At 57.3% G+C, this 10,231-nt stretch carries 10 protein-coding genes; 5 read left to right on the forward strand and 5 right to left on the reverse strand.

The annotated features are described in order from the left end of the window. Window positions 1-59: 59 nt before the first annotated feature. Window positions 60-524, reverse strand: coding sequence for a hypothetical protein (locus HY011_23275; protein MBI3425861.1), 465 nt, complete (start codon window positions 522-524; stop codon window positions 60-62). A gap of 169 nt (window positions 525-693) precedes the next feature. Between HY011_23275 and HY011_23280 the strand changes: the two genes are divergently transcribed. Both HY011_23280 and lon read left to right on the forward strand, forming a co-directional pair. Continuing rightward, window positions 694-1,155, forward strand: a complete 462-nt coding sequence (locus HY011_23280) for an Hsp20/alpha crystallin family protein (protein MBI3425862.1) — start codon at window positions 694-696, stop codon at window positions 1,153-1,155. Window positions 1,156-1,231: 76 nt separating this feature from the next. Then, window positions 1,232-3,793, forward strand: a complete 2,562-nt coding sequence (lon, locus tag HY011_23285; protein ID MBI3425863.1) for an endopeptidase La — start codon at window positions 1,232-1,234, stop codon at window positions 3,791-3,793. A gap of 125 nt (window positions 3,794-3,918) precedes the next feature. Here lon and HY011_23290 read toward each other — a convergent pair whose 3' ends face one another. The 4 genes from HY011_23290 to HY011_23305 form a co-directional block, all read right to left on the reverse strand. Next, the gene (locus HY011_23290) at window positions 3,919-4,686 is read right to left on the reverse strand and encodes a TonB family protein (protein MBI3425864.1); all 768 of its coding nucleotides are present in this window, start codon (window positions 4,684-4,686) and stop codon (window positions 3,919-3,921) included. A 244-nt stretch (window positions 4,687-4,930) separates the two neighbouring features. Beyond that, window positions 4,931-5,338 carry a biopolymer transporter ExbD gene (locus HY011_23295; protein MBI3425865.1) on the reverse strand — a complete coding sequence of 136 codons (408 nt, stop codon included), beginning with the start codon at window positions 5,336-5,338 and terminating at the stop codon, window positions 4,931-4,933. Between the two features lie 143 nt (window positions 5,339-5,481). Continuing rightward, window positions 5,482-6,225, reverse strand: coding sequence for a zf-HC2 domain-containing protein (locus tag HY011_23300; GenBank protein ID MBI3425866.1), 744 nt, complete (start codon window positions 6,223-6,225; stop codon window positions 5,482-5,484). A gap of 244 nt (window positions 6,226-6,469) precedes the next feature. After that, window positions 6,470-7,162, reverse strand: a complete 693-nt coding sequence (locus tag HY011_23305; protein MBI3425867.1) for a sigma-70 family RNA polymerase sigma factor — start codon at window positions 7,160-7,162, stop codon at window positions 6,470-6,472. A gap of 389 nt (window positions 7,163-7,551) precedes the next feature. Between HY011_23305 and HY011_23310 the strand changes: the two genes are divergently transcribed. From HY011_23310 to HY011_23320, 3 genes are all read left to right on the forward strand, one after another. Continuing rightward, window positions 7,552-9,009, forward strand: a complete 1,458-nt coding sequence (locus HY011_23310; GenBank protein ID MBI3425868.1) for a PQQ-binding-like beta-propeller repeat protein — start codon at window positions 7,552-7,554, stop codon at window positions 9,007-9,009. Between the two features lie 17 nt (window positions 9,010-9,026). Beyond that, the gene (locus HY011_23315; GenBank protein MBI3425869.1) at window positions 9,027-9,500 is read left to right on the forward strand and encodes a DinB family protein; all 474 of its coding nucleotides are present in this window, start codon (window positions 9,027-9,029) and stop codon (window positions 9,498-9,500) included. Between the two features lie 229 nt (window positions 9,501-9,729). Beyond that, the gene (locus HY011_23320) at window positions 9,730-10,017 is read left to right on the forward strand and encodes a hypothetical protein (GenBank protein MBI3425870.1); all 288 of its coding nucleotides are present in this window, start codon (window positions 9,730-9,732) and stop codon (window positions 10,015-10,017) included. The last annotated feature ends 214 nt before the right edge of the window (window positions 10,018-10,231 follow it).

Consider the following 10,231-nt stretch of genomic DNA (forward strand, 5'->3'; position numbering starts at 1 on the left):
TCAAGTGTTCCGGCTGGTGACAATGAATCCAGACCGCTTTTGCTTTGTTGCGAGATTGTCTACCGCGTGCCCCACTCCCACATCCCAAACCCGGTTTTCTTGTCGAGCGGATGCCCAGCCTGTTTCAACGCCAGCGCAATCTGCCCGCGATGATGCGATTCGTGCGCGATTAGATAGCCGAGCCAGGCGACGGCGTGCGGCTTGAAGCCTTTGATCTTGCCGGTCGTTGAGAGCGCGCGATCCAGTAAAACACCGATGGCTTCGGCGGAGGCTTTCAATGCCGCAGTCAGTAATTCCTTGTCACCAGCGTCAGCTTTTTCAATCTTCTGCAAGCTGGTCAGCAAATCCGGCGCGGCGGATTGCAGCCACATCAGGCGCACGTTGTGAATGTGGGCGAACTGCTCGCCGACGGTGCGGCCTTTAGACGCTGAGAGGTCGCGCAGGTTTTCCGGCGCGATGGCGTTGAGCAGGTATAGCTGGATGCGCTGGTGAATCTGCCAGGTTTCAAGCAGTTGTTCTTTCATCGGTTTTCCTTTCGGTTTGCCAACCAGTGTAAGCAGATAATTCGTGGCGTCAAATTTGTTGGCGCGAGCTTTTTGAGGGCTTCTTGCGCCGACCCCATGCGACGGCTAGAATCAATTTCCGCTGATTCCGCTAGCAAGTCCCGGACGATCAGTTTTGAAGGCTTGAACCATGACCCGACCACTGAATCCTTTATCCGTCGAACTTTCTGACCAGTTGCGTGACCGCTTGCGGCGCTTGCTGGTGCGCGTGGATGAAATGCGCGCCCAGGCCCAACAACCCGGCGCTTGGCATCCGCCCGTTGATTTGTGCGAGATGGAGGACGCCATTTTGGTGCGCGCCGAAATGCCCGGCGTTTCGCTGGCGCACATCCGCGTGAGCATGCTCGATAGCCGGTTGCGCATCGAAGGCCGCAAAGAACGCGAAGTCGAAGAACCCGCCAGCGATGAGCAACGGCCTTTGCGCTTCCTTTGTTTGGAGCGCGAGTATGGCGCCTTTGCGCTGAACGTCACCATCAAATGGCCCGTGGATGCCGAACAAATCACCGCCAAACTGCTGGAAGGCGTTTTGCACGTGCGGCTCCCCAAAACCAACGCCTGCGGGCGTGAGATTGCGATTCCGATTGTTGAATGAGAGTTGGCAGTTGGCAGTTGGCAGCATCTGCACAACTGACTAGCTGACTACTGACTACCGACTACTGACTATTTTTATGTCTACCAATACGAACGAAAACCCAGAAACAGCTTTGGCGCCAATTGAAGACGCTGATGAACAGCTCAAGATTCCCGAATCGCTGCCGGTCTTGCCGTTGCGCGACATCGTGATCTTCCCGTTCATGATCGTGCCGCTGTTTGTCAGCCGCGAACGTTCGATCCGCGCCGTAGATCAGGCGCTGGCCGAGAACCGCATGATCATGCTGGCGGCGCAAAAGGACGTGAATAAAGAGGAGCCGGGCGCGGGCGATCTTTACGACACGGGCACGGTGGCGATCATCATGCGCATGCTCAAATTGCCGGATGGCCGCATCCGCATTCTGGTGCAAGGCGTCTCACGCGCGCGCATCAAGTATCTGGAAGAATCGCCTGACTATTTGGGAGCGCGCATTGAGAACTTGCTCGAAACGCCGCCCGAACAGAATCTGGAACTGGAAGCCTTGACGCGCAATGTGCGCTCGAATCTTGAAAAAGCCGTCGCGCTCGGCAAAAACATATCGCCCGAAGTGATGGCGATTGTCTCGACCGTCGAAGACCCCGCGCGCCTGGCTGATCTGGCTGTTTCCAACCTCGAACTCAAAGTCGAAGACGCGCAGCAGGCGCTGGAGTTGATTGACATCACGGCCCGTTTGCGCCGCGTCAACGAGTTGATGGCGAAAGAGCTGGAAGTGCTGACCGTCCAGCAGGAGATCAACACCCAAGCCAAAGGCGAGATTGATCGTTCACAACGCGAGTTTTATTTGCGCCAACAACTCAAAGCCATCCAGACCGAACTCGGCGAAGGCAATGAACTGGCCGAAGACATCCAGCAGTACCGCGAGAAGCTGGAGAAAGCCAAGTTACCCAAAGAGACCCAGGAAGAAGTCGAACGCCAGTTGAAAAAACTGGAACGTATGCATCCCGACGCGGCTGAAACCGGGACATTGCGCAACTGGCTGGACATCATGGTTGCGTTGCCCTGGTCGAAAACGTCCAAAGAAAATCTCGATCTCAAAAAAGCCGAAGAAGTTTTGGAAGCCGATCATTACGGCCTCGAAAAGGTCAAAGAACGTATCATCGAAGCGCTGGCCGTGCGCAAGATCAAAGAGAAACCCAAAGGCTCAATCCTCTGTCTGGTCGGCCCGCCCGGCGTCGGCAAAACTTCGCTGGGCCGTTCAGTCGCCAAGGCGCTCAACCGCAAATTCGTGCGTCTGTCATTGGGCGGCGTGCACGACGAAGCTGAAATTCGCGGCCATCGCCGCACCTATGTCGGCGCAATGCCGGGCCGCATCATTCAATCCATCCAACAGGCGGGCACCAACAACCCGCTGATCATGCTGGACGAGATTGACAAGGTCAGTTCCGACTTTCGCGGCGACCCGTCATCGGCATTGCTCGAAGTGCTCGACCCCGAACAGAACAATTCGTTCCGCGACAATTACCTGAACGTGCCGTTCGATCTGTCGAACGTGATGTTTATGACGACGGCCAACGTGCTGGAAACCATCCAGCCCGCGCTGCGTGATCGCATGGAGGTGATCCGCCTGTCGGGTTACACCGAAGAAGAAAAGCTACAGATCATTCTGCGTCACCTGCTGCCCAAACAGATGGAGGAAAATGGCATCACGCCCGACCATTTGCACATTTCAGACGCGGCTTTCCGCGATGCCGTCGCCAAATACACACGCGAATCGGGCTTGCGCCAGCTTGAGCGCGAGGTCGGCAAAATCTGCCGCAAGGTCGCGCGCCGCGTGGCCGAGGGCGACACCAGACAAGTCCAAGTCACGCCCGCCAACCTCTCCGAATTTCTAGGCGTGCCACAGGTCGAACGCGACCAGGCTTTGAAGCACGATCAAGTCGGCGTCGTGACCGGCTTGGCTGTCACGGCGGTCGGCGGCGACATCCTGTTTATCGAAGCCATCACGATGGGCGGCAAAGGCGGGCTGCAACTGACGGGTCAACTGGGCGATGTGATGAAAGAGTCGGCTGCGGCGGCGTATTCTTACGCACGTTCCAACGCGGCTGATTTGGGCATCCCCGCCGATTCATTCACGACCAAGGATATTCACGTTCATATCCCCGAAGGCGCTACGCCGAAAGACGGCCCGTCGGCGGGTATCTCGATGGCGACGGCGATGGTTTCGGCGCTCTCCAATCGGCCCGTCCGCCGCGACATCGCCATGACCGGCGAGATCACGCTGCGGGGCAACGTGCTGCCCATCGGTGGGGTAAAAGAAAAAGTCCTGGCGGCCTATCGCGCGCAGATCAAGAAAGTCCTGCTGCCCGCGCAAAACCGCAAGGACATGGAAGACGTGCCGAAAGAGCCGCAACGCGAGATGAAGTTCGTCTTCGTTGACCACATCAGTCAGGTGCTGAAAGAAGCCCTGAGCGAGCCAACCACGCCTGCGGTCACAACCAATGGCGGGAATGGTACGCCGCTCAAGGCCAAAACAGTTTCGGCGCCGGTCAAATCAAAAACCAAGCTGCCTGAAATTGCTGGTGTCAGCGAGGCGGGCACCAAAGTACCCGCGAAAGCCAAACCCAAATCCGCTAAAACACGGCCTACGGCGCGGCATTGAGAGTCAATCCAAGGCATCCAAATAATCGGCAAACAACCGGCCAGAGCAAACGTCACGTAACGCTTGCTCTGGCCGAAGTTTTTTGGGTTGCGCTTGTCTACACTGAAGGACAACCGTCGGGCGCGTTAATTCAACGTGAAGTTAAAGGTCAGCACACCCTGCACCTTGACCGGCACATTGCTGAGCAATGTTGGGCGAAAGACCCATTGCCGCGCCGCGTCGAGCGCCGCTTGCCGCAACAGCGGGGGGCCGTTGATGACATCCGCATCCAGCACGCGCCCTTCTTCCGAAATCAGCACCTGTATTTGCACTGCGCCGAAGGCATGGGCGGCTCTGGCGATGGCCGGGTAAGCGGGCGTGACGCGATGGATTGCCAGCCCTTTCGTAACGCCATCCGAAATCTTCATGACCTGTCTGGGCGTCGGTTTGGCTTCCGGAACTGGATCGGGCGTTGGTTTTGGCGCGGGCGGCGGTGGCGGCGGCGCGACATTGCCGCCCGCCCCAGGCACATAAGCTGGCGCTAAATTCATCGCCCAATCCCCGCTTGTCGGTGACCCTGTATAAATAACCCGGTCATTCCTTATCGGACTCAAACTCGGAATGGCGGTCGGATTTGGAATCGGGGTGTTGGGGTCTGCCGGTCTGAAACTCGGCGCGGCTTGGGGCACAGTACGATTGGGTAGATTGACTGGCGGAGGTCCGGCTTGGATAGGAACCGGCGGGGCGAGTTTCGTCAGGTCAAAGCTTTCCGCCAAGCCCGGATTCAACCCCAGAATCGTCCACACGCCCAAGGTGGTCAGCAGTGCGGCGTACACCAGCCCGGTCAGGAAGAAGATTCTGCCGCCCCGGTAATTGGTTTTGGTTTTGGTTGATTCAACTAATTTATCGAACATCGCGAAGTCTCCCTTCTTGATTCGCCACGGGCGCGAAGTGAATTGCCTTGCCGATGGAATCTGCGGGGGTACAGCAGGCTGCCAGCCTGCTGTGGCTGGCGGTTGAAACGCCTGAAGGTAAGCGAGCGCCCGGCCAGCGCCCTTCAGCAGGCTGGCAGCCGCTTTGCCAAACCGATCCAGTGGCCCTTTGTGAGGGCGTCCGGCCAGCGCCCATCAGCAGGCTGGCAGCCTGCTGTACCTCCGCTCAATCCAGATTTTCGAGTTGTAAACCGATGGGAGCGCACCCGGCGGCCTTCATCGTGTCAATCACACGCACGACTGCGCCGTATTGGAGGCCGTGCGGCGCTTTGATGAACGTGGCTTTGCGATCCGGCGGGCGCGCGTCGAGCGCGTAATGCAACAGCCCTTCCAGTTCATTCAAGGTTGCCGCCGGACTGCTATTCAACTGATAGCCGCCGCCCGCACCGACCGTGACCACCAGCGTGTCGTCAGTTGTGTGTGCGGGAGCCTCGGCTTTTTCAGGCGCTTTCACTTCAAAGCGGCTCGGTTTCATCGGGCTGATGACGATAAAAATGATGAGCAACACCAGCAGCACGTCTATCAACGGTGTGACGTTGATACTGGGCTGGGCGGATTGATGATTGACTTGCATCGTTGTACCTCCGATTTGGCGATTTTGCCGACACTTCTCCCCAGGCAGGCTGTGCCAACAGCCCGCAAACGTTTTTGAGATAGAGCTTGCCGAGGCAGTTGCGCAAGGTAACCGCAGGACAAGCCCGAGTTGTTATCGTGGAACTAATCCAGGTGAGCCGAGACGTTCATTTTGCCGAAGACGATCACCGCATCGCTGCTGGTGAATTCGTTCCGGCGAAGCGGTTGAAAACTGGCTTGTTGATAAAGCACAGTCGAGAATCTGCTCAGCAACGTGGGGTCGTTGCCCGCATTCGCCAGGCCGGGCTGTTCGAGCAATTGTCCCAATTTGGCGCGGCCATTTTTCCCATTCACGCGCACGGTCGCGATGAATTCAGAATCTTCCGGCAGCGTTTGACCCAACTGCAACAACGCTGCGTGCGGGTTGAAGGCCGGCGGCGGCGGCGGTTGCAAAATCAGCACGCGATAACGGATGGCCGGGTCAATCGGATCATCCGCCGTGACCACTTGCGGTTCGGGCACGGCCGCTAGCAAAGTGCGATAGGCTGGGCGGAAAACGGCAGTCACCACGAAAAGAAATAAGACCAGTGAAACGACGGTGCCGATGCTTTGCGAAAACAGGCGCATCATCCAAAGATCAATCAAATCCTGCCGCCGCTGTACTGGATTGCCGTGCAAGCGCGTTTCGCGTTGCAACGCCGCCTGAATTTGCAGGGTCAGATCGGGGCCGCTGCCCAACGGCGCATGGGAAGTTTCGAGCTTCGCCAAATCCGCGCGCAGCCCGCGCAAATCAGCGGCGTAACGGCGACACGCGGCGCAGGCGCGCAGATGCTGCTGCAACTTGGCTTGTTCGCGCTCGGTCGCGTGCCCATCTACCTGGGCTGACATCAGCAATGGAAACTCTTTGCAACTCATAACGACAACCCGAATGGCTTTCGCCTTACGAACCAGCAACTATTTTTCGAGGAGCGCGCCCGCCGCGAACGCGTGTTAATAGAACCACAATGGAGTTGCTGACCCATCGTGCGTTCATCTCCGGTTTCGCCGACCCATCGGCTTTGAGCGTCGAAAAACGTTCACGGCCTGCTGGGCGCGCCCCTCGAAACTTGCGTAAGAACAGCCCGCGCCGTTCCTACTTTTGTTTTTCAATCGCCTCGCGCAGCATTTCGCGGCCACGCGCGATGCGTGATTTCACCGTGCCGACATTGGCACCGGTGACATAGGCAATCTCTTCGTAAGCCAGCCCCTCAATGTCACGCAGCACCACGGCGATGCGAAAATCTTTTTTCAAGCCCGTCAACGCGTGCTCCAACTGGCGTCCGCGTTCACTGGCCAACGCTTCGGTTTCGGGCGAAGCGTCCGCGCTGGGCAAATACTCGCTCGGCGCTTGCTCGGCTTCGTCGCCCTGCCCGCGTTGCCAATTGACCGGCGCATCGAGCGAAACCGTCTCTTTGCGGTAACGCCGCCGCCACCAGCGTTCTGACGAACGCGCCTGATTGATCGCAATGCGGCAAATCCAGGTTTTCAAACTGGCCTCACCGCGAAAGTGCGAAAAGTGGCGGTAGATTTTCAAAAACGTCTCTTGCGCCGCATCGCGGGCGTCTTCGCTGTCATTGAGCACGCGGTAACAAAGCACGTAAACCAGCGGTTGAAACTCTTCGACCAACTCTTCAAAGGCCGCCAATTCGCCCGTTTTCAGGCGCGCGATCAAACGGGTGTCTTGCAAGCAGACGACTGCTGAACGTGGCGCGGCGTCTTCCGCCACCTCCACCTGCCGGAGCTTTTCGATTCCAGCAATCAGCAATGCCTCTTTCTCAGCCAGCATGCGCGCTCTCCGTTTGCTTGTACTGGGCGTGCCCCCATGTGTTCGGGTTTTCGTGGGGCGTTTTATTTCGCGCTGCGTCGTTTCGGTAACGACACCCACTTAGACACGGGGTTCAAGGAGAAGTTCCCGGCCAAACTATAATTTTTTCCGGGTCACGATGAAAGGCCCGACGCGAAAATTAACCCGCCCTCGCGCAACCGCCCGCTCAAACCACCGTAACCGCAGACGATCTGGCGGGCAATCAACTTGCAACGGCTGAAATTATTTGGTTGAAACCAAATTCTGAAAGAGAGTAAAAAATGATAACGTACCTCATGCTGGTTTTACTCTTTTGACTCTGGCTTCCCTTCTACGTTGGTCAGGGCACAATCAAATCATAGGAGACAATAATGAGTACACCTTGTCCTAATCTGGAAGGTATCCGCAAAGCGATTGGCTGCCACATGCACATGCGCTTAGCCGGTCTGGCGTGCGCACTGTTCCTGGCGGCACCCACAGCTTACGGCCAAAACATTGCTTGGCCGCAATTCCGCGGGCCGGACTCGAATCCGGTAGGCACACATGCGCGGCTAGCTGAACGCTGGTCGAAAACCGAAAACGTCGAGTGGCTGCAGCAGATTCCAGGACGTGGCTGGTCTTCGCCCATTGTGACGGGCGGCAAAGTCTACCTCACCACCGCGACGACCGAGGGCAAATCGAAGCCGCCCCAAGTCGGGACGGAATACAGCAACGAATACGTCGCCGAACTGCAAAAACAGGGATTGCCGATGGATAAGGTGATTGAGCGCGTGACTGAGCGCGACATCGAACTGCCCAAAGAAGTAAAGCTGCATTACCTGCTCTATTGCCTGGATTTGAAGAGCGGCAAGGTCGAATGGCAAAAGGAATTTCACGCCGGGCAACCGCCGGGCGGACGGCACCGCAAAAACAGCTTTACGTCAGAGAGTCCCGTGACCGACGGGACGTTCATTTATGTCTATGTGGCGAATCTGGGGTTGTGGGCCTATGACCTAAAGGGCAAGCAAGTGTGGTCAACGCCGCTCGAAGCGAATCCGATCTATCTTGATTTCGGCACCGGCAGTTCGCCCGCGCTTATCGGAAACATGCTGGTCATCGTGAACGACAACGAAAAGCAGCAATACATTGCCGCCTTCGATAAACAAACAGGCAAGGAGGTCTGGCGCACCAATCGGGAAATCGGCCCGCAGGGAAGGCGCTCGGCCTGGGTGACGCCCTATGTGTGGCGGCACGCGCTGCGCACCGAGATTGTCGCCGTGGGGCCAGAGGTCGTCGTGAGTTACGACTTGGCAGGGAAAGAACTGTGGCGCATGGCGGGAATGTCGGGGGCGCCGATTCCGATGCCCTTTGCGTATGACGGATTGCTTTACATCAACGGCGGGCGTGGGGCCTTGCTCGTGGCCTTGCGTCCCGGCGCCAAAGGCGATATTTCGCTGGAAAAAGGCCAAACCTCGAACGATTACGTCGTCTGGTCACAACCGCGCGCGGGAACGTACTTGCCGTCGTCCTTAGCCTATGAAGGCGGCATTTATGTGCTGACTGAAACGGGCATCCTCACCCGCTTTGAGGCGAAGACGGGCAAGCAAAGCTACAAGACACGCATTGATCCGGCGGCCACGGCCTTCACGACTTCGCCCTGGGCATACAACGGCAAGCTGTTTTGCCTGAGCGAAGAAGGCCAGACCTTCGTCATCGCGGCGGGCGAGACATTCAAGCTATTGCATGTGAATGAACTGGACGAAATGGCGCAGGCGACGCCCGCCATTGTGGGCGAGCGCTTGCTGGTACGCACAGAAACGAAGCTGTACTCAATTCGCCGTAAGAAATGAGCGCCGTAAAGAAGATTATGAATCATCCGCAAACACTGATCGCGGCTTTAGCGGGCGCGCCTGAAATCATTATTGGTCTCGTGCGCGAAGTGCTGCCACAGAATTTGAAGCGTCGCCCCAGCCCCAACAAATGGTCAGTGCATGAACACGCGTGCCACATCACGACGATAGACACCCTTTACCTTGCACGGTTGGAATTGATGCTGTCCGAAACATCGCCCCAAATCACGCCGATGTCTGCTTCGCCGGAGGAGGAAGCAGGCGCATTACTCAACGTTGCTCTGAACGAAGCGCTGGCCTTGTATGTGCGCGAACGAACGCGCCTCGTCGAGCGGTTGCAGCAGCTTGCCGAAGCCGATTGGCTACGGACGGCGGCGCACGAAGAGTACAGTCATTACTCCGTCTGGATCATGTTTCGGCAACTGCTACTGCATGAGATGCAGCACGCCTACCGAATCGAAGAGCTACGACTAAAAAAAGACTGGGCGTAGACCGCCCGCTGAATACATAAGCCGAAGCTGCTTTAAGCGAGGCGTCGGGCGTTCGTAAACCTGACGTAATCCATAGCCCCGCAGTACCCAACCAAAGAAGTGGTGCTATGCGCTCACTGGTGGCGGCACGGAGATTGAAATGCAGCCAAAAGATACCCATTTCAAAGGCCTTCTGCAGCACCCGGCGCATGCCCTCCGCTTTCAAGTCTGCCTGGGTGGAGACCAACTGATGCGAATCTGGATTCTGCTAATTGCCTTGTTGCTGACGGCGTGCCAATCGCGCGACGGCTACTTTGGCCGCGTGAAAAAGCCCACGGCGCGGCGGCTGGTTTTCGAGAACTGGGGCGAACCGACTTCGCTCGATCCGCAGTTCATGCAGGCTGTGCTTGAGGGCAATATCGAAGATGCACTCTTCGATTCCCTAGTGCGCCTCGACCCAATTACATTAGAGCCGACAGCCGCCATCGCCACCCACTATGAGCGTAACCCAGAAGCCACGCGTTACGTTTTTTGGTAGTGGGGAAGTTGGGTGGGATGCGGGTAAATCTCGTGTCAGTAGCCCGCGGTCAGCAAGGGCTGGACTGGCGTAAAGCAGCCCTTGCTGACGCCTTGTCATTACCTAGTTTTTTTGCACGGCACTTAACAGTCGGTCATGAAGCCTATTTCCTTTCAGGAGTGACAGATCACTACGGAGGAGAGGCAATGGACACGCGCTTAGTTACGGTAACTGA

It is taken from the genome of Acidobacteriota bacterium, from assembly GCA_016196035.1.
Classification (GTDB): domain Bacteria; phylum Acidobacteriota; class Blastocatellia; order RBC074; family RBC074; genus JACPYM01.

Excerpts from the sequence above, each read along its gene's own strand:
- HY011_23310 (MBI3425868.1), top strand. The coding sequence starts at position 7,552 with ATGAGTACACCTTGTCCTAATCTGGAAGGTATCCGCAAAGCGATTGGC.
- HY011_23275 (MBI3425861.1), bottom strand. The coding sequence starts at position 524 with ATGAAAGAACAACTGCTTGAAACCTGGCAGATTCACCAGCGCATCCAG.
- lon (MBI3425863.1), top strand. The coding sequence starts at position 1,232 with ATGTCTACCAATACGAACGAAAACCCAGAAACAGCTTTGGCGCCAATT.
- HY011_23315 (MBI3425869.1), top strand. The coding sequence starts at position 9,027 with ATGAATCATCCGCAAACACTGATCGCGGCTTTAGCGGGCGCGCCTGAA.
- HY011_23295 (MBI3425865.1), bottom strand. The coding sequence starts at position 5,338 with ATGCAAGTCAATCATCAATCCGCCCAGCCCAGTATCAACGTCACACCG.
- HY011_23300 (MBI3425866.1), bottom strand. The coding sequence starts at position 6,225 with ATGTCAGCCCAGGTAGATGGGCACGCGACCGAGCGCGAACAAGCCAAG.
- HY011_23320 (MBI3425870.1), top strand. The coding sequence starts at position 9,730 with ATGCGAATCTGGATTCTGCTAATTGCCTTGTTGCTGACGGCGTGCCAA.
- HY011_23280 (MBI3425862.1), top strand. The coding sequence starts at position 694 with ATGACCCGACCACTGAATCCTTTATCCGTCGAACTTTCTGACCAGTTG.
- HY011_23290 (MBI3425864.1), bottom strand. The coding sequence starts at position 4,686 with ATGTTCGATAAATTAGTTGAATCAACCAAAACCAAAACCAATTACCGG.
- HY011_23305 (MBI3425867.1), bottom strand. The coding sequence starts at position 7,162 with ATGCTGGCTGAGAAAGAGGCATTGCTGATTGCTGGAATCGAAAAGCTC.